Origin of the sequence: Streptomyces sp. NPDC005492 (assembly GCF_040605995.1) — a bacterium.
GTDB lineage: Bacteria > Actinomycetota > Actinomycetes > Streptomycetales > Streptomycetaceae > Streptomyces.
This window is the reverse complement of sequence record NZ_JBEXDX010000001.1, coordinates 271750-290734: the sequence shown is the minus strand read 5'-3', so window position 1 is coordinate 290734 and position 18985 is coordinate 271750. Positions and strand designations below refer to the sequence as shown.

General features: G+C 69.7%; 15 protein-coding genes and 1 pseudogene. 7 read left to right on the top strand and 9 right to left on the bottom strand.

All coding sequences use genetic code 11. The annotated features are described in order from the left end of the window. Both ABZT04_RS01405 and ABZT04_RS01400 read left to right on the top strand, forming a co-directional pair. Window positions 1-789, top strand: coding sequence for an SDR family oxidoreductase (locus tag ABZT04_RS01405; protein WP_356051544.1), 789 nt, complete (start codon window positions 1-3; stop codon window positions 787-789). 135 nt (window positions 790-924) lie between these two features. Continuing rightward, window positions 925-2505 (top strand): sodium:solute symporter family protein, encoded by a 1581-nt coding sequence (locus ABZT04_RS01400; RefSeq protein ID WP_356051542.1) that lies wholly within the window; start codon window positions 925-927, stop codon window positions 2503-2505. Between the two features lie 145 nt (window positions 2506-2650). Here the strand turns inward: ABZT04_RS01400 and ABZT04_RS01395 are convergent, their stop codons facing one another. Then, window positions 2651-3769, bottom strand: a complete 1119-nt coding sequence (locus tag ABZT04_RS01395) for an ADP-ribosylglycohydrolase family protein (RefSeq protein ID WP_356051538.1) — start codon at window positions 3767-3769, stop codon at window positions 2651-2653. Window positions 3770-3940: 171 nt separating this feature from the next. Here ABZT04_RS01395 and ABZT04_RS01390 point away from each other — a divergent pair, with 171 nt between their 5' ends. Further along, window positions 3941-4339, top strand: a complete 399-nt coding sequence (locus ABZT04_RS01390) for a nuclear transport factor 2 family protein (RefSeq protein ID WP_356051536.1) — start codon at window positions 3941-3943, stop codon at window positions 4337-4339. 45 nt (window positions 4340-4384) lie between these two features. Here ABZT04_RS01390 and ABZT04_RS01385 read toward each other — a convergent pair whose 3' ends face one another. The 3 genes from ABZT04_RS01385 to ABZT04_RS01375 form a co-directional block, all read right to left on the bottom strand. Then, window positions 4385-5239: an isocitrate lyase/PEP mutase family protein gene (locus ABZT04_RS01385; RefSeq protein WP_356051534.1), complete on the bottom strand. Its 855-nt coding sequence runs from the start codon at window positions 5237-5239 to the stop codon at window positions 4385-4387. A 110-nt stretch (window positions 5240-5349) separates the two neighbouring features. After that, window positions 5350-5901, bottom strand: a complete 552-nt coding sequence (locus tag ABZT04_RS01380) for a hypothetical protein (RefSeq protein ID WP_356051532.1) — start codon at window positions 5899-5901, stop codon at window positions 5350-5352. 92 nt (window positions 5902-5993) lie between these two features. Next, a complete protein-coding gene (locus ABZT04_RS01375; RefSeq protein WP_356051530.1) occupies window positions 5994-8579 on the bottom strand; it encodes a bifunctional FO biosynthesis protein CofGH in 2586 nt (861 codons plus the stop codon). Between the two features lie 240 nt (window positions 8580-8819). Here ABZT04_RS01375 and ABZT04_RS01370 point away from each other — a divergent pair, with 240 nt between their 5' ends. Continuing rightward, complete coding sequence (locus ABZT04_RS01370) at window positions 8820-10352, top strand: CehA/McbA family metallohydrolase (RefSeq protein WP_356051528.1); 1533 nt, start codon at window positions 8820-8822, stop codon at window positions 10350-10352. Here the strand turns inward: ABZT04_RS01370 and ABZT04_RS01365 are convergent. After that, a complete protein-coding gene (locus ABZT04_RS01365) occupies window positions 10342-11169 on the bottom strand; it encodes an endonuclease/exonuclease/phosphatase family protein (protein ID WP_356051526.1) in 828 nt (275 codons plus the stop codon). The two genes, ABZT04_RS01370 and ABZT04_RS01365, sit on opposite strands and share 11 nt — an antisense overlap. A 52-nt stretch (window positions 11170-11221) precedes the next feature. On the opposite strand from ABZT04_RS01365, the gene ABZT04_RS01360 reads away from it, so the two are divergent. Further along, window positions 11222-11617: a nitroreductase/quinone reductase family protein gene (locus ABZT04_RS01360; RefSeq protein ID WP_356051524.1), complete on the top strand. Its 396-nt coding sequence runs from the start codon at window positions 11222-11224 to the stop codon at window positions 11615-11617. Window positions 11618-11934: 317 nt separating this feature from the next. On the opposite strand, the gene ABZT04_RS01355 is transcribed toward ABZT04_RS01360, so the two are convergent. The 4 genes and pseudogenes from ABZT04_RS01355 to ABZT04_RS01340 all read right to left on the bottom strand — a co-directional run bounded on the left by ABZT04_RS01355 (window position 11935) and on the right by ABZT04_RS01340 (window position 17204). After that, entirely contained in the window at window positions 11935-13398 is a 1464-nt protein-coding gene (locus ABZT04_RS01355) for an aldehyde dehydrogenase family protein (RefSeq protein ID WP_356051520.1), read from the bottom strand. Further along, window positions 13395-15134, bottom strand: a pseudogene (locus ABZT04_RS01350) (D-aminoacylase); the annotation flags it as partial. The gene ABZT04_RS01355 and the pseudogene ABZT04_RS01350, both read right to left, overlap by 4 nt. Before the next feature lie 92 nt (window positions 15135-15226). Then, the gene (locus ABZT04_RS01345; RefSeq protein WP_356051518.1) at window positions 15227-16345 is read right to left on the bottom strand and encodes an LLM class flavin-dependent oxidoreductase; all 1119 of its coding nucleotides are present in this window, start codon (window positions 16343-16345) and stop codon (window positions 15227-15229) included. 88 nt (window positions 16346-16433) lie between these two features. Next, window positions 16434-17204, bottom strand: coding sequence for a glucose 1-dehydrogenase (locus ABZT04_RS01340; RefSeq protein ID WP_356051515.1), 771 nt, complete (start codon window positions 17202-17204; stop codon window positions 16434-16436). 181 nt (window positions 17205-17385) lie between these two features. Here ABZT04_RS01340 and ABZT04_RS01335 point away from each other — a divergent pair, with 181 nt between their 5' ends. Next, entirely contained in the window at window positions 17386-18120 is a 735-nt protein-coding gene (locus ABZT04_RS01335) for a hypothetical protein (protein WP_356051513.1), read from the top strand. A gap of 61 nt (window positions 18121-18181) precedes the next feature. Beyond that, entirely contained in the window at window positions 18182-18976 is a 795-nt protein-coding gene (locus ABZT04_RS01330; protein ID WP_356051511.1) for a hypothetical protein, read from the top strand. Window positions 18977-18985 lie beyond the last annotated feature (9 nt).

Sequence of the window (18985 nt, the reverse complement as noted above, 5' to 3'; positions counted from 1 at the left end):
ATGTCGCTGCTCGCGGGCAAGACCGTCGTCGTCTCGGGGGTCGGGGCCGGGCTCGGCCACCAGGTCGCCGCCGCCGTCGTACGGGACGGAGGGAACGCCGTGCTCGGCGCGCGCACGGAGGCGAATCTGGCCAAGTCGGCCGCCGAGATCGATCCGGACGGCACGCACACCGCGTACCGGGCGACCGACATCACGGACGAGGGGCAGTGCGAGGCGCTCGCGGAGGTGGCGCGGGAGCGGTTCGGGCGGATCGACTCGGTGGTCCATGTGGCCGCGTGGGACAGCTACTTCGGCGGGATCGAGGACGCGGACTTCGCCACCTGGCAGTCGGTGCTCGACGTGAATCTGCTGGGGACGCTGCGGATGACGCGGGCGTGCCTGCCGGCCCTGAAGGAGGCCGGCGGCGGCTCGGTCGTCATCATCGGGACGCAGTCGTCGGTGGCGGCCCCCTCGCAGGTGCGGCAGGCGGCGTACGCGGCGTCGAAGGGGGCGCTGACGAGCGCGATGTACTCGCTGGCACGGGAGTTGGGGCCGTACCGGATCCGGGTGAACACCGTGCTGCCGGGGTGGATGTGGGGGCCACCGGTGGAGGCGTATGTGCAGTTCACCGCGCACACGGAGGGGGTGCCGGAGGCGGAGGTGCTGAAGCGGCTGTCCGACCGGATGGCGCTGCCCGAGCTGGCGACGGACGGGGATGTGGCGGACGCGGCGGTGTTCCTGGCCTCGGAACGGGCGCGGGCGATCACGGGTCAGTCGTTGCTGGTCAACGCCGGGGAGCTGATGCGATGAGTTCATGTAGGTGAACGCAGAACATCAATCCGAACGATTTTACTCTCCCTTGACCTCACGCTTACTTGTCGTGCTCACGCGCGACCGCCCACGATGAGCCCCGGGCTGAACCGGCTCAACCGTGGGAGGGCGCACATGAACGGGCTCGACTGGGCCGTGCTCATCGGCTATTTCGGCGTGATGGTGGCCATCGGTGTGTGGTCGCACAAGCGCGTCGACAACGTGAGCGACTTCTTCACCGCCGGCGGGAAGATGCCCTGGTGGCTGTCCGGCATCTCGCACCACATGTCGGGCTACAGCGCGGTGATGTTCACCGGGTACGCGGGCATCGCCTACACCTATGGCGTCACGTCCTTCATCACCTGGTCGTTCCCGATCGCGCTGGGTATCGCCATCGGGTCGAAGCTGTTCGCGCCGCGCATCAACCGGCTGCGCTCACGGCTCCATGTGGCGTCCCCTCTCGAGTACTTGAAGAACCGCTACAACCTGAAGACCCAACAGGCGCTGGCCTGGTCGGGGATGCTGCTGAAGATCGTGGACGTGGCCGCCAAGTGGGCCGCGATCGCCACCCTGTTGTCCGTCTTCACCGGTGTCACCCTCAACCAGGGCATCCTCATCACCGGCGCGATCACCGCGGTCTACTGCACGATCGGCGGCCTGTGGGCGGACGCGCTGACCGAACTCGGCCAGTTCGTCATCCAGTTGCTGGCCGGCGTCTCCATGTTCGTGGCCGTCGTCCTGAAGCTGAACGACAAGGGCATCGGCTTCTTCGGCGCCTGGGACGAACCGGCGTTGCAGGGTCACGGGAAACCCCTGGTCGGCCCCTACGGCACGGTGTTCCTGCTCGCCTTCCTCTTCATCAAGCTCTTCGAGTACAACGGCGGCATGCTCAACCAGGCCCAGCGCTACATGGCCACCAAGAGCCCCTACGCGGCCGAGCGTTCGGCCCGCCTCTCGGCGGCACTGTGGCTGATCTGGCCGACGGTCCTGTTCTTCCCCATGTGGATGTCACCGCTGCTGGTCCACGCGCAGAAGCCGGACGGCTCCGACTCCTACGGCCTGATGACCGAACAGCTGCTGCCGCACGGCCTGTTGGGCCTGGTGGTGGTCGGCTTCTTCTCCCACACGATGGCGATGTGCTCGTCCGACGCCAACGCGATCGCGGCCGTCTTCACCCGGGACGTGGCACCGGTGGTCTCCGCCAAGGCCCGTGCGTGGAACGACCGTTCGGGCCTCATCGCGGCCCGCGTGACGACGGTCGTCTTCCTCGGCCTGTCGATGACGGTGGCGACCCAGGTCAACTCGCCCACGTTCAAGGACATCATCACCGTCGTCATCAAATGGGTCGCGGGCCTCATGGGCCCGATCGCGATCCCGATGATGCTGGGCCTGCTGCGCCCCTTCCGCAAGTCCGGCCCCACAGCGGCCCTGACGAGCTGGGCGGCGGGCCTGTTCGCCTTCTGGCTGGTCAACTACCCCATCAACTGGGAGGTCGACGGCGGCGTCCCGCTCCAGTACCAGGTGTCGATCCCCCTCGCGGTCTCCCTCGTCCTCTACATCCTCATCGGCTACGTGAAGCCCGAGGACACCCCGGAACGCGACGCCCTGATCGAGCGGATCAACGGCGGCGGGGACGACGACGGCGAGACAGCGGCGGTCGCGGTACCGGCCCAGGCGGGAGCGGGCGACGACGTGGTGGGCAGCAGCCAGCCGTAGCACTCCTGGTCACGTCACGCCCTCGCGGAACCGGGGCGTAGGACGGCCCTCCAACTCGGCCAGCCAGGCCGACGGGAGGGCCGTCTCTCCGCACAGGGCCCCCGGCAGCCGACCGGTGAGCGCCCCGAGGCCGGCCGTAAGCGCCTCACGCCCCGCGCGGATACCGAGCGATCCACCCCGGCGAAGACCCAGCCGGCCCGTGCAACGCGGGCCCCTGAGTCATCTCCACGGCGAAGTCGTCCGCGAGGACGAGCAACGTGGGACGGCCCTCCAACTCGGCCAGCCAGGCCGGGGGGAGGGCCGTTTCGCCGTGCAGGGCGCCCAGGAGGCCACCGGTGAGGGCGCCGGCCGTGGCGGAGGGGCCGGTCTGGTTCACGGACAGGCACAGGCCGTGGCGGACGTCCTCTCCCACCAGCGCGCAGTAGACCGCGCCCGCGAGGAGGCCGTCCGCGTTTCCGTCCGCCACCAACTCCTCGACCCGGCTGGACGTGGGCATGCCCTGGCGTACGGCGCCGAGGGCGCGTTGCAGGCCGGTGGAGACGGGCTGGTGGCCGGGGCGGGCGGCGAGGAGCGCGAGTGCGCGTTGGACGGCCGCGTCGAGGCTCTCGCCGCGGGCAAGTCCGTGCACGATGACGGCGTAGGCACCGGCCGCCAGATAGCCGATGGGATGGCCGTGGGTCTGCGCCGCGCACTCCACCGCGAGCTGCATCACGAGCTGCGGCTCCCACCCGACGAGCAGCCCGAAGGGCGCGGAACGGGCGGCGGCCTCGCCCCCCGCCTCCCCGGGATTCTTGGGCGCGTCCAGCGTCCCCATCCGCTCGTCCCCGAACCCCAGCAGACAGGACCGGGTCGGATCGCGCCGCGCGTACAGCCACTCCTCCCGCGCGAGCCACCCGTCGTCCTTACGGCGCTCGTCGGGCCCCCAGTCGTGCTGGGTGGCGGCCCACCGCAGATACGCCCGGTGCAGATCGGTCGGCGGATGCCAGGCCCCGGTGTCCCGCCGCACCTGGGCCCGGATCAGCCCGTCCACGGTGAAGAGGGTGAGCTGGGTGAGATGCGTGACGGCACCGCGCCGCCCGTACCCGAACGCGAGATCCACGACGCCCTCCGCGCCGTAGGCCTCGCGGATCTCGTCGATCGCCAGCAGATCGACGGGCGCACCGAGCGCGTCCCCCACGGCGGCCCCGAGCAGCGTCCCCCGCACCCGGCTCCGAAAGTCCTGCTGCTCGACCCGGCCCCAGACGGCTCCAGTTGCCGTACTCACCCAGGCCTCCTCGGGGCTCCGTCCTTACGTACGAGTCAGCTCAGCACTGTAATCGAACGGGGACGGTGCGTTGAGAGGCAGATCGATTTACGAAGTGGGCTCCACCGAGTGACGTTGCCGACCTTGTTACTTTCGCTTCAAGACCCCCGATGTGATCAGGAGGCGACCCCCATGGCAGACACCGCGCAAGCGGCCGCCGTTCCGGACTGGGTCCTGAAGTTCATGGACGCCATCGACACCCTGGAGTTCGGTGAGGGCTTCGCGCCGCTCACCGAGGACACCGACATGTTCTTCGGCACCGCGCACCTCCAGGGCGTCGAGGCCATCAAGGCGTTCTTCGTCAAGATCGACGAACCGCTGGTCATCACTCACGAGGTCCTGGAGTTCTGGACCGCCGGCGACGGTGTCCGCCTGCTGCGCGGTGAGGCGACCATGGCCAGGAAGAGCGAGCCGGACCAGGTGGTGCGCGCCCCGTTCACCCACATCTTCTACCTCGACCGGGAGGAGCCGGTCCGCGTCCGGACGATCCGCATCACGGCGGGCCCGCTGCGGACGGACACGGTGATGTGATCCGGCCTCCGCCCTGCGCACCGCCCGCCATCCGATGCGACGCCCTCACCTGCTCGCCGTGTGGAGATTGCGGCTCAGCAGCTCGACCGACTCGGCGACACCGATCCGGTCACCGCTGTCGCCGGCCGGCAGGCGCCCCTCCGCAGCCCTGAGCTCCGTCAGCGCCCGGTCCATCGCCTGGTGCGCGGCGAACAGGCACGGCGTGCTGTAGATCGCCACATCCACGCCGAGTTCCGCCAGTTCGGGCAGTGACAGGCGGGGGGAGCGTCCGCCGGCGATCTGGTTGAAGAGCAGCGGCTTGTCGCCGATGGCCGAGCGGATGCGCCGGATCGCGTCGATGTCGCGCACACCGTCGACCAGCACCACATCGGCGTCGGTGGCCGCCATCGCCTTGGCCCGTACGAGGATCTCGGCCTCGTCGGTCGCGTCCGTGCGGGCCACCACCACGAGGTCGGTACGGCAGGCCAGCACCTGCTCCAGCTTGTCGAGGTACTCCTCCAGCGGCAGGATCTGCTTCCCCGCCACATGCCCGCAGCGGCGCGGACGTTTCTGGTCCTCCAGGATCACCCCGGACGCGCCGACCGCCTCCAGGCGTCGCGCCACGTGACAGGCCACGGCCGGGTCGCCGTAACCGTCGTCGATGTCCACCAGCAGGTGGTGGCGGGGGAAGGCCCAGCGCAGCCGTTCCACGAAGGCCAGCATGTCGGGCCAGGCGATGAAGCCGATGTCCGGCAGGCCGTAGTAGGACCCCGCGAAGCCGAAGCCCGAGACGAACATTCCGTCGTAGTGGGCGGCGGCGAGCGAGGCCGAGTACATGTCGTGCACGCCGATCAACGGCGTGGTCCCCGCCGTGGCGATCGCCTCGCGCAGCGCGTTCCCGTGAGGCCTCGAATGACGCATCGATCTGTCTCCCTTGCCGAGATCACCATTGCGAACGGCACAACGGTGACCTTCACACGCGGGTCACGCGGGGAGCGATCATGTTCAGACTGCGTTCAGAGGCGCCGCGGCTAGCCGACGACCCTGACCTTCGTCCCCGTCGTCCCGAACGTCCACAGCGCCGCCCCGTCCGCCTTGCCCATGCGGACCCCGCCCGTCTGCTTGCCCGCGGCCGGTGGCGGTGAGGAGCCGTCCACCGCGTTGGAGAAAGCGATGTTGAGGCCGGACTTGGTGGCGAAGTAGACGATGTTCTCGATCGCCACACCGTCGGAACCCGTGGTGGCGTCCTTGCGGACGGACACCGTGTACTTGCCGGGGTCGGGGCTGACCGTGCCCGGCCAGACCGCGAACGTGCGGTCCGCCTTGTCGCTCGCGTCGACCAGCCAGACCCGTTTCTGACCCACCGAGTAGACGATCCGCCGCCCACTGCCGGAGTCGGCGGGGACGGCGGCCGGAGCGGCGCTCTTCGTCGGCTGGGAATGCCCGCTCGCGGACGCGGAGGCGGTCGGGCGGGCGGCGGACGCCTTGGGGTGCGGCCCCTGGTTGGCCTGGACAGCCAGGACCGTGACCGCGGCGATCGCTCCCACCGTCAGACCGGTCACCCAGACCTTCGAGGCAGGCACGGGCACGCATCTCCTCAGCTACACATCCCCCGCATCCCGATCGAACAGGGGTCGGATCATCGTACCGGCCACCGTCCCGGCCACCCGCCCCCTCAGTCGAGCACCGGCAGCAGCTCCGGCAGATGCCCGTCCGAGACGGCCGCCGCCCGCTGCCGCTCCTGCGACACCTCGCCGTACAGCGTGGTGCGCGGCCTCGCGGGCCGCCCTGCCGCCTCCGCCACCGCGACCAGGTCCTTCACCGACTTGTACGAGCCGTACGACGACCCCGCCATCCGCGAGATCGTCTCCTCCATCAGGGTGCCGCCGAGGTCGTTCGCACCGGAGCGCAGCATCTCCGCCGCACCCTCCGCGCCCAGTTTCACCCAGCTCGTCTGGATGTTGGGGATGTGCGGGTGGAGAAGGAGGCGGGCCATCGCGACCACCGCCCTGTTGTCCCGCATCGTCGGGCCCGGCCTCGCGATCCCCGCCAGGTACACCGGTGCGTTGGTGTGGATGAACGGCAGCGTCACGAACTCCGTGAATCCGCCCGTGCGTTGCTGGATCCCGGCGAGGGTCCGCAGATGCCCCAGCCAGTGCCGAGGCTGGTCGACATGGCCGTACATCATCGTCGACGACGACCGGATGCCCAACTCGTGGGCCGTCGTGACGACTTCGATCCAGGTCGCCGTCGGCAGCTTGCCCTTCGTCAGGACCCAGCGGACCTCGTCGTCGAGGATCTCCGCCGCCGTGCCGGGGATGGTGTCGAGCCCCGCCTCCTTCGCCGCCGTCAGCCACTCGCGGATCGAAAGGCCGGTCCTGGTCGCGCCGTTGACGACCTCCATCGGGGAGAAGGCGTGGACGTGCATCCCGGGGACGCGTTCCTTGACCGCCTTCGCGATGTCGAAGTAGGCGGTGCCGGGCAGGTCCGGGTGGATACCGCCCTGCATACAGACCTCGACCGCCCCGACCTCCCAGGCCTGTTGGGCACGGTCGGCCACCTGGTCCAACGACAACGTGTACGCGTCCGCGTCCGTACGGCGCTGCGCGAAGGCGCAGAAACGGCAGCCCGTGTAACAGACGTTGGTGAAGTTGATGTTCCGCGTGACGATGTAGGTGACGTCGTCGCCGACCGCCGACTTCCGCACGTCGTCCGCGATCCGCGTCAGCGCGTCCAGCGCCGGACCGTCCGCGTGCAGCAGGGCGAGGGCCTCCGCGTCGGTCAGCTTCGTCGGGTCGTCGGCCGCCGTCGCCAGCGCCTGCCGTACGTCCGTGTCGATGCGCTCGGGGACCATGCCGGGCGCCGCCGCCTCGCGCAGGGCGCCCCAGTCGCCGTAGACCTCGTCGAAGTCGTCACGACGGTCGGACGTACGGCCGTCCGTGTCGATCGTGGTGTGGAGGTCGGTGCGGCCGGTGGCGACGAAGGCCTCCTCCGGTTCCTGCCAGGCGTGGCCCTCCACGACCGCGTCAGGAAGGGCCAGGCCCGTCTCCGGGTCCGCGAGGGCCCGGACGTGCGGCAACAGGCGCGGGTCCAGCCAGGGTTCGCCCCGGCCCACGAACTCCGGGTACACGCACAGCCGTTCACGGAGCTCGAAGCCCGCCTCCGCCGACTGTTCGCGCAGCAACTCGATCTGCGGCCAGGGGCGTTCGGGGTTCACATGGTCGATGGTGAGCGGGGAGACCCCGCCCCAGTCGTCGATGCCCGCGCCGATCAGGCGCTTGTACTCCGCGTCGACGAGGTTGGGCGGCGCCTGGAGGCAGGCGGACGGGCCCATGATGTGCCGGGCCACCGCGACCGTCGCCACCAGTTCGTCGAGTTCCGCGTCCGGCATCCCGCGCATCGCGGTGTCCGGCTTGGCGCGGAAGTTCTGGATGATCAGTTCCTGGATGCCGTGGTAGGCCCGCGACACCTTGCGCAGCGCGAAGAGCGAGTCCGCGCGCTCCTCGTAGGTCTCGCCGATGCCGATCAGGATCCCGGACGTGAAGGGGACGGACGACCGGCCCGCGTCCTCCAGCACCCGCAGCCGTACGGCGGGCTCCTTGTCCGGGGAGCCGTAGTGCGGGCCGCCGGGCTCGGACCAGAGCCGGGTCGCCGTCGTCTCCAGCATCATGCCCATGGACGGCGCGACCGGCTTCAGCCGCTGGAAGTCCGTCCAGGTCATCACCCCGGGGTTGAGGTGGGGCAGCAGTCCCGTCTCCTCCAGGATGCGGATGGAGATGGCGCGGACGTAGGCGATCGTGTCGTCGTAGCCATGCGCGTCGAGCCACTCGCGCGCCTCCGGCCAGCGGTCCTCGGGCTTGTCTCCGAGGGTGATCAGGGCTTCCTTGCAACCGAGTTCGGCCCCGCGCCGGGCGATGTCGAGGACCTCGTCGGGGGACATGAACATCCCGTGGCCGGCCCGGCGCAGCTTGCCCGGGACGGTGACGAAGGTGCAGTAGTGGCACTTGTCGCGGCACAGGCGGGTGAGGGGGATGAAGACGCTCTTCGAGTACGTGATGACGCCGGTGCGGCCGGCCGCCTCCAGGCCCGCGTCCCGCACCCGGGCGGCGGACGCGGTGAGGTCGTCCAGGGCCTCGCCGCGGGCCTGGAGCAGCACCGCGGCTTCCGTCACGTCGAGGGCGACGCCGTCACGGGCCCGTTTGAGGGCGCGACGCATGGAGTTCTCGGTCGGGCCGGTTCCGGAGCTCGCGGGAGTCGTCATCCTTCGAGCATACGATCGCTCTGATCAGGCCAAAGAGGGGCGCCCGATTCGTTCCGGCCAGGCAGTTCGTTACACGGTGTCACTGGCGGCGGGCGCGCGCGGCCGTCGGCGATGCCGACTCCGGTTTCCCGACACCCGCCGATTCCCTTTCCTTGCACGGGAGTTCACAGCCGACTATCAGAGTCGTACGGGTCACCCCCGCACGATCCCTGTCAGCGACGACACTCCGGGAGCAGCAGCATGTGCGACGACGATCACGGAAACGGCCTGAACAGACGCGCGCTGATCGTGACGGGCGCCGCCGCCGCGCTTACGTTGGGAAGCGTGACCTTCGCGAGCGGCACCGAGGCGGCGGCAGACGGCGAGCAGGAGAGCCGGACGGTACGGGGCACCCTCCCGACCGGCTCGCCCGACTATGTGTACGTACCCGTCGAGGTCCCCGCCGGGGTCCGCGAGCTCAAGGTGGCGTACACCTACGACAAGCCGTCCGTGCCGGCCGGCACCCAGGGCAACGCCCTCGACATCGGCATCTTCGACCAGCACGGCACCGACCTCGGCGGCCGGGGTTTCCGGGGCTGGTCGGGCGGGGCGCGCACAGAGTTCTTCCTCCGGGTGGACGACGCGACGCCCGGCTACATCCCCGGCCCGGTGCACGCCGGCACCTGGCACATCGCGCTGGGCCCCTACACGGTGGCCCCGCAGGGCCTGTCGTACGAGTTGACGATCACGCTCACCTACGGCGAACCGGGCACCGCCCCGCACCCCGTGTACCCGCCGGAGCGGGCGAAGGGCCGCGGCCGGGCCTGGTACCGGGGCGACTGCCATCTGCACTCCTGGTACTCGGACGGGCGTCGCACCCCCGCCGAGATCGCCTCGCTGGCACGGTCGGCGGGCCTGGACTTCATCAACTCCTCAGACCACAACACCCACTCCTCGCACCCCCATTGGGCCTCGGAGGCGGGCGACGACCTGCTGATCATGCTCGGCGAGGAGGTCACCACGCGCAACGGTCACGTCGTCGCCCTCGGCACCGAGCCCGGCACCTTCGTCGACTGGCGCTACCGGGCCCGCGAGAACCGCTTCGGACGCTGCGCCCGGGAGATCCGCCGGGCCGGCGGCCTGGTCGTCCCCGCCCACCCGCACGCCACCTGCATCGGCTGCGCCTGGAAGTTCGGCCTCGGCGAGGCGGACGCCGTCGAGGTGTGGAACGGCCCCTACACGCCCGACGACGAGGTCGCCCTCGCCTCCTGGGACGCCACGCTGGTGGCCTCCGTGCGCGACAACCGGGAGTGGCTCCCGGCGATGGGCAACAGCGACGCCCACCGCGCCCCGGACGCGGTCGGCCTGCCCCAAACCGTGGTCCTGGCCGACGACTTGACGAGGGAGGCGATCCAAAGCGGCATCCGCGCGGGCCACTCGTACGTGGCCGAGTCCAAGAACGTCTCCCTCACCTTCACCGCGTCCGGCGGACACGGTGAACACGCGGGAATCGGCGAGCGGTTGGGGGTGGACGCGGACACGCCGGTGACGGTGCGGCTGGAGGTCACCGGCGCCCCGCGCTGCACCGTCCGCTTCGTGACCGACCAGGGGGTGCTGTTCACCAGCGATCCGCTGCCGGTGGCCGGCGCGGGGACGGTGGAGTGGCGGACGACGGCGGCCTACGCGGCTTATGTACGGGCCGAGTTGAGGCACGAGACGGCGGCGGGACCGGTACCGGGCGCGCTGGCCGCGCTCACGAACCCGATCTTCCTGGGCACGGCCGTCAAGGGCTGACGGAGCCGTCACTCAGGTCCACCACGACCGCCGCGTGATCGGAGGGCCACACCCCCTCGACGGGCCCGTCCCCGGCCCGTCGTACGCCCCGCACATGACCGCGTTCTCCCCTCCCCACCGGCGCCACGAAGACGTAGTCGATACGGACGCTCGGCCCGAACGTGCCCGCCACATAAGGGTTCGCGAGGTCCCAGGTGACCGAGGGAGCGCCCGTCTCGGCGAAGTCCCAGGCATCGACGAGGACTTGGCCGGGCACGGTCGGCGCCGTCTTGTAGCCACCCAACAACCGGACCTCGTCGGAGTCCGGCCAGGCGTTGAAGTCGCCGGTGACGACGGGCGGGAAGGGGCCGTCGCCACGGCGCTCGGCGACGAACCCGGCGAGCGCGGTGACCTGTCGGCACCGTACGGCCGAGGCATCGGTGGCGGAGGAGAGGTGGGCGGTGAAGAAGGGCACGCGATGCCCCGGCGCGTCGAGCCCCGCGTACAGCGCGAGCCGCCCGCCGTCCCCGTCCCCCTGCGGCAGCGGCAGTACGGCCTGCTCGGCGACGGGCCAGCGGCTGAGGACGGCGTTGCCGATGCCGATGTGCGGATCACCGAGCCGCCGCTGCCAGAACCCGGGATCGTGAGAGGCTCCCCAAGCCCAGTGCATACCAAGCTCCCCGGCGAGCCACCCGGCAAGATTCGCCCCGCCGCTGTCCCACACCTCCTGCAACCCGACGACATCGGGCCGCAGTTCACGCAACACGGCGAGAATCGCCTGCTGCCGGGCCTCCCAGGGCCCGTACCGCCACCACAGATTCCATGTCACGACCCGCACGGCACCATTGAAGGCCACGCGACCGGCCACTCACCAGGAGACCAGAGAACCGATGCCCACACCGACCCCCGAGTCCAAGTACCGCGCCATCTCCCGCTTCCAACGCGTGCTGAACTCAGTCACCCGCCACCTCCCCACCCAGACCGTCCTGGAGACCACCGGCCGCGTCTCGGGCCTCCCCCGCCGCACCCCGCTCGGCGGACGCCGTATCGGCAACACCTTCTGGCTGGTCTCGGAGTTCGGCGAACTCTCCCACTACGTCCGCAACATCAAGGCGAACCCGGAGGTCCGCGTACGCATCATGGGCCGCTGGCACACGGGCACGGCGCATCTTCTGCCGGACGACGATCCGCGGGCGCGGCTGCGGACGCTGCCGCGGTTCAACAGTGCGGCGGTGAAGACTGTGGGGTCGAACTTGCTTACGGTGCGGGTGGATCTGCGGAGTTGAGGAGTTCAGCGGTGGGGCTCGCGGCGCAGCGCGGCGAAGTCCACCGCACCCAGGCCGGCGGCCAGTTCGGCAGCCGCCTCCCGGATACGGGCCGGCAGGCCGAGCCGTCCGGCTCGCCGGTCCAGCGCTCGAGCGCGGTGCGGAAGACGGCGACACCGACCTCCGCGAGCAGCGTCGCCTCCGATTCGGCGGAGCGCCCGCGTTCCTGCGACTCCGGTCTGGTCCGGACGACCGCGCGCCGTTGCACGGCCGGCGGGGCCTGGTCCGACAGCGCGCCGGCGACATCCAGGAGGGCGGTCAGGAGGGCCGTCCGCCCCTCACCCCGCCCAGACGATCGCCTGCACCTCGCTGTACGCATGCAGCGCGTAGGACCCCACATCCCGTCCGACCCCGCTCTTCTTGAACCCCCCGAACGGCGCCTCCATGTTGCGCCCCACGGTGTTCACGCCCACCCCGCCGGCCCGCAGCCGCCGGGCCACCCGGAAGGCGCGGGCCACATCGCCCGACCAGACGTAGTCGATCAGGCCGTAGTCGCTGTCGTTGGCGAGGGCGATGCCTTCCTCCTCCTCGTCGAAGGGGACGACGACGACCACCGGGCCGAAGATCTCCTCGCGGACGACCCGCATCTCGGGGGTGCAGTCGGCGAGGACGGTGGGGGCGACCAGGAAACCCGGGCCGGTGGAAGGGCGTTCGCCGCCCGTGATCACCACCGCGCCCTCCTTCCGGCCCAGTTCGACGTACGACTCGACGCGCTCCCGGTGCGCCGCCGAGATAACCGGTCCGACGACGGTGTCCGGGGTGCGTGGGTCGCCGACCTTCAACCGACCGGCGTAGGCGACCAGTTGCTCGACGAGCCGGTCGTACACGCCGCGCTGGGCCAGCACCCGCGTCGGCGCCGTACAGATCTGCCCGCTGTAGAAGGAGAAGGTCGTACCGATCCCGGAGACGGCGGAGGCGAGATCCGCGTCGTCGAAGACTAGGGCCGCGCCCTTGCCCCCCAGCTCCATCAACTGCCGCTTCATGTCGCGCCCGCAGACCTCGGCGATCCGCTGCCCGACCGCCGTGGAGCCGGTGAAGCTGACCATGTCGACGTCCGGTGAGGCCACCGCCGCCTCGCCGACCTCCACCGCACGGCCGTTGACGACGTTCACGACTCCGCGCGGCACCCCGGCCGCCTCCAGCGCCTCGGCCATCCGGTAGACGGACAGCGGGTCCTGCGGCGCGGGTTTCACCACGACCGTGTTGCCCATGGCCAGGGCGGGGGCGATCTTTCCGGCGGGGTTCGCCCAGGGGTTGTTGTACGACGTGATGCAGGTGACCACTCCGACCGGCTGCCGTACGGCAAGCGCCCCCATGACGGCCGCCCGCCCGAACGGCCCGGCCTCGTTGACCTGCGGCGGGATCGCCCACTCGGCCGGCTCCACGGTCGCGTAGCGCCGAAAGCGAGCTGCGGCCACGCCCACCTGCATGCCCCGCGCGGTCCCGGTCGTGGCGCCGGTCTCCGCCTGGGCGAGTTCGGCGTACGGCACGAGCCGGCCCCGGACGAGGTCCGCCGCCCGGCCGAGGATCGCCGCGCGTTCCTCGGCCGGGGTGCGCGACCACGACCCCAAGGCCTCGCGAGCCGCGGCGGCAGCCGCGTGCACCTGATCCCGCGACGCCTCCGGCGCCCACCCCACGGTCTCCTCGGTCGCCGGATCGACCACGGCGTAGTGCCCGCCGTCCGGCTCGACCCACTCCCCGCCGACGAACAGCCGCTGCCCGTCGGCCACTTGGGAACTCACCTGGTGCTCACCGTCCTGGTGTCCCGCCCCGACCGCAGCACCCGCCCCGGCACGGACCCGCTCACCACGTCGTCGCGGATCGCCTCGACTCCGTTGACCCATACGGCCCGTACGCCGATCGCCTTGGAGTCCAGGCGCGGACTGTCACCCGGCAGGTCGTGCACCAGGGTGGCCTTGCCCGCGTCGATCCGATCCGGGTCGAAGAGCACCAGATCCGCATGCCAGCCCTCCCGCACCTGCCCGCGTTCCCGCAGCCCGAACAGCCGCGCCGGATCGTCGGTCAGCATCTTCACCGCCCGCTCGAGCCCGACCAGCTTCCGCCCGCGCAGACAGTCCCCGATGAACCGGGTCGTGTACGGCGCCCCGCACATCCGGTCCAGATGCGCCCCCGCGTCGGACCCGCCGAGCAGCACGTCCTCGTGCTGCCAGGTCTCCGCGCGCAGCGCCCAGGAGGCGGGGTCGTTGTCGGACGGCATCGGCCAGAGGACCGTACGGAGTTCGTCGGCCGCGCAGATCTCGACCAGGCACTCGAAGGGCTCCTGCCCGCGTTCGGCGGCGATGTCCTTCACCACCCGCCCGGTCAGCCCCTCGTTGGCCGCGCTGTACGTGTCCCCGATGACATACCTGCCGAAGTTCGCGAGCCGCCGAAAGACGCCCGCCTCCTTGCTGTTGGCGTTCCGCAGCATCTCGGCTCGTACGTCCGGCTCACGCAGCTTCGCGATCCGCTCGGGCACGGGCAGGCCCAGGATCGGCCCCCACCCGGGTATCAGGTTCAGCGCGCAGAAGGTGCCGAGGGACATGTTCATCGGCGTGAGGATGGGCATGGTCAGCGCGACGACCCGGCCGCCGGCCTTCCGCGCCCGTTCACTCGCGAACAACTGCCGGGGCACCCGCTCGGGCACGGCCGCGTCCACCGTCAGCACGTTCCAGTTCAGCGGACGCCCGGCCACCGCGCTCATCTCGACGAACAGATCGATCTCCGGGTCACTGAACTGATCCAGACACCCGGCGACGATCGCCTCGATCTGTGTCCCCTCGTGCTCGCCAACAGCCCTGGACAGAGCGATCAGTTCGGCGGGCAGCGCGTGCCGCGAGGCGACCGGCTTGCCGTCGCCGTCCGAGTGGGTCGTGGACTGGGTGGTGGAGAAGCCCCACGCTCCGGCGTCCATCGCCTCGTGGAACAGCCGCAGCATCTCGCCGAGTTGCTCCTCACTCGGCTGCCCGCCGACCGCATCCGCGCCCATGACATACCGGCGCAGCGCACAATGCCCCACCATGAAGCCCGCGTTGACCGCGATCCGCCCTTCGAGCGCGTCCAGATACTCCCCGAACGACGACCACGTCCAGGGCGCCCCCTCTTCGAGAGCGACCAGCGACATGCCCTCAACCTTCGACATCATCCGGCGGGTGTAGTCGGCGTCGTCGGGGCGGTCCGGGTTCAACGGGGCAAGCGTGAAGCCACAGTTGCCGGCCGCTACCGTCGTCACGCCGTGGTTGAGGGAGGGCGTGGCATACGGGTCCCAGAAGAGCTGGGCGTCGTAGTGGGTGTGGGGGTCGACGAAACCGGGGGCGAGGACGAGCCCGCGCGCGTCCTCGCGGGTACGGGATTCCTCGGTGACAGTGCCGATGACGGCGATACGACCGTCGCGGATACCGACGTCGGCGACGAATGCGGGCGAGCCGGTCCCGTCGACAACCGTCGCCCCTTTGATGACGTGATCGAGCACGAACCTTGCCTCCTCAGCATGCGATGCGCTGACCGACCTGCTTTAGGGGCGCGGGGAACTGCGCACTCCAGCGACAACACGCCCCCACCCCCCGGGTAGCCTCAGGCCGTCTCCCGGAACCGCGTGGTCCGATGCACAGGATCCGTATCGATCTTCGGAATCACGTGCTCCCCGATCAACCGAATCGTCTGCAACGTCTCCTCCTTCGGCACCCCCACCGGCAACCCGAAGCTCAACTGATCCGCCCCCGCCTGCTCCCACCGCTTGCACTGCGTGAGCACCTCGTCCGGATCCCCGCAGATCAACAGCTCTTCTTCCACGAGGAGTTCGACGAACTCCGGCGTGTACTCGGGCAGCGTCTCCGGCCACACCGGGAAGCCCTCGGGCCGCGGGAACGTGTCGTGGTACCGGAACACGAGCGACGGCAGATAGTGCAGCCCACCACTGGTCGCGATCCGGATCGCCTCGTCGTGCGTCGGCGCACAGATCGCGGTCGTCGTCACCATCACGTTGTCGTTGACGAACGCGCCCACCGGCTCGGCGTTCACGATCGCCGTCTTGTACTGCTCCAGCACCCACTCCATGTCGGACACCTTCTGGATGCTGAACCCCAGCACCCCGAGCCCCTTGCGGGCGGCCATGGCGTACGAGGGCGGGGACCCGGCGGCGTACCACATCGCCGGGTGCGCCTTGCCGTACGGCTTGGGCAGGATCTTGCGCGGCGGCAACTGCCAGTGCTTGCCCTGGAAGCCGACGTACTCGTCCTGGAGCCACATCTTGGGGAACTCGGCGATGGTCTCTTCCCAGATCTCCTTGGTGTAGTTCATATCGGTCACGCCCGGTATGAACCCGAGGATCTCGTGCGAGCCGGCGCCCCGCCCGCTGCCGAACTCGAAGCGGTTGTTGGAGAGATGGTCGAGCATGGCGACCTTCTCGGCGACCTTCACCGGGTGGTTGACCTGCGCGAGGGGGTTGAAGATGCCGGATCCCAGATGGATGCGGTCCGTCGCGTGCGCCAGATAGCCGAGGTAGACGTCGTTCGCCGAGAGGTGCGAGTACTCCTCCAGGAAGTGGTGCTCGGACGCCCAGGCGTACTTGAAACCGGACTTGTCCGCCTGGATGACGTACTCGGTCTCCTCCATCAGCGCCTTGTGCTCGGCCAGCGGGTCCGTCTCGGCACGCTTGCCCACGTATCCCTGTACAAAGAGCCCGAATTCCAAGGAGGTTCACCGTCCCAAGTCCAGATGGTTCGTATGAGTGCTACGACTTTCTGACGTGGCGTCAGATTCGTCAATAGATGACGGCCCGTCAGATGACACTGACCCCGGCCAGCCAGCCCCCGTCGATCACGAACGGCTGCCCGGTGATGTACGAGGAGTCCTCCGACGTCAGGAACAGCGCGAGCCGCGCCACCTCGTCGGCCCGCCCGATCCGGCCGAGCGGCACGAGCTTGCGGTACAGCTCGTCCAGGGCCCGGGTCGTCTCCTCCGGGTCCGCGTCCGGGTCGAGCCGCGCGGGGTTGGACATCGCGGTGTCGACGGCGCCGGGGCAGACCGCGTTGACCCGTATCCGCCGGCTCGCCAGCTCCAGCGCGGCGACCCGGGTGAGCCCGAGGATGGCGTGCTTGGTCGCGGTGTACGTCCCCACGGCCGCCATCCCCGTCACCGCCGTGTACGAGGCAGTGTTGACGATCGTGCCGCCGTCCTCCATCGCCGGGGCCACGGTCTTGATCCCGAGGAAGCAGCCGACCTGGTTGACCCGCACAACCTGCATGAACTCCTCAAGGGGCGTGTCCACAAGGGAGTTGAAGCGCAGGATCCCCGCATTGTTCACCAACCCGTCGATCCGCCCGTAGGTCTCCTTGGCAGCCCGCACGGCGGCACCCCAGTCCGCCTCCTCGCCGACATCGAGATGGGCGTACAGCGCGCCCAACTCCTTGGCCAGCGCCTCCCCTTGCTCGTCCAGCACATCCGCCACGACGACCTGCGCACCCTCGGCCACGAAGAGCCGCGCCTCCTGCTCTCCCTGCCCGCGCGCCGCCCCGGTGACGATGACGACACGTCCGTCCAGCTTGCCCATGCGGGCCTCCTCGGGATCGGTGGATCCGGGTCATCGTAGCGCCGTATCTGACGAAGCGTCAGATGGTGACCGAGGGATCCTGGTGCGGGAGGGAGGGCTTGCACAAGCACACTTGAAGTGACCGCGGAGTAGGGACATTTGACTCTGGCCATACCTCCGCTTGGCTTCAACAATGCCGAGTATGGCAAAGCGGAGATTACGCAACAGGAAAGTCAGGTACGTGGCGATCGGCGCGGCACTCGCCACCGGCGGGGTGATCGTCGCCCTGCTGCCGTCGGCGAACGCGGCCGACGCGAAGACGCCGGACCAGATCATGACCATGTGCGAGAGGTCCGCGGTGGTCAATGGCGAGCAGCGGTCGGTGGAGGATTTCGGCGGCGCCTTCGCGGACGGCTTCCAGGCCGACAACTGCGATTTCGTCGAGACGAACTTCGAGACTTTCGACGGACCCACCGAAAAGGCGTCCATCGACTTCCCGAACTGCGAACCGAACGCGACCGATCCGGCCAAGGTCTCCATCACCTGGTCGTCGACCGCGGCCCAGGGTCAGGGAAAGTACGTCTCCACCCAACAGGGCGGCGGCGGAGGCCTGTTCGGATTCCTGAGTGGATCCTGGGCCAAGCACAAGGGAACCCTGGACATGACCGTGAAGTCGGCGACGGCCGGCGACACGGAGGCGCGGGACGTACCGGTCGGCAAGGTGCTCCACATGGAGTTCACGCCGAAGCTGCAGCGCATGACCGGCGAATGGCGGGTACGTATCGACGCCGATCCCGGCAGCTTCGCCGTAAATCCTTCTCCCGAACAGAACTTCGTGGCACCGGACGTCGTCGAGGGACCTGTCATCCTGCCGGGCGCCGCGGGTGCCCCCGGTGTCGTGGACGGCACCTCCAAGGCGGTCCTGGAGGACTGCTGAGCCACCGGCCGTACAGCAGGAATCCACAGCTCAACTCCCTTACCCCCCAGAGGAGACACCCATGTCCCGGACCGGCCGCACCAGAAGCCACCGGAGCAAGAAGAAGCGCATCACCCTGGCTCTGGCCCCCGTGGCCGCGCTCGCGGTGATCGTCCCGCTGATGAACCAGGCGAGTGCCGCCACCCCGTCCGAGGTGACCGCCGACTGTTCCGCGGACTCCGACAAGCTGGCCGACTGCGAGTTCGTCGACGTCCAGTTCAAGGCGAACAGCCTCGGGCCCAACGAACGCGTCTCCCCGGTGAGTGACAACTGCGGTTCCACGAGCACCGCGTCGAAGACCTTCAACGTCAGTACGTCGGTGACGCGCACCCTCCAGGTCGAGGAGGGAACCGTCACCGAGGCAGGCACGAAACTCGGGAACTCGCTCTTCGAAGTCGGCCTGGAATTCAGTACGTCGACCATCAACATCACCCGTGACGACAAGACGACCACATTGGCGTTCAGCCGCACGGACACCGTGCAGGCGGACAGCACCGCCTTCTTCATGTGGTCCGCCAAGCGCACCGACGTCAGCGGATTCCTGAAGGCCACGTACAAGGAGGCACAGGACGGGCAGACGGTGTTCTTCGCGCCGAGCGAGGGCGCCGCGACCGTGCATGTCTTCTATCCGCAGATCCTGAACAACGGAACACCCGACGGGCGTCTTTGGCTGCGGAACGTGAAATGCGACACCACCGCCGCCGACTCGGTCCCGAACTCCACGAGGGCGCTCCGGTCCGAAGACGCCGGATTCGGCGAGGGCGGTGCCGGTGTCACCGATGTGGAAATACCGCTGACGGAGATCCCGGCACCCTGATCCGGCGCT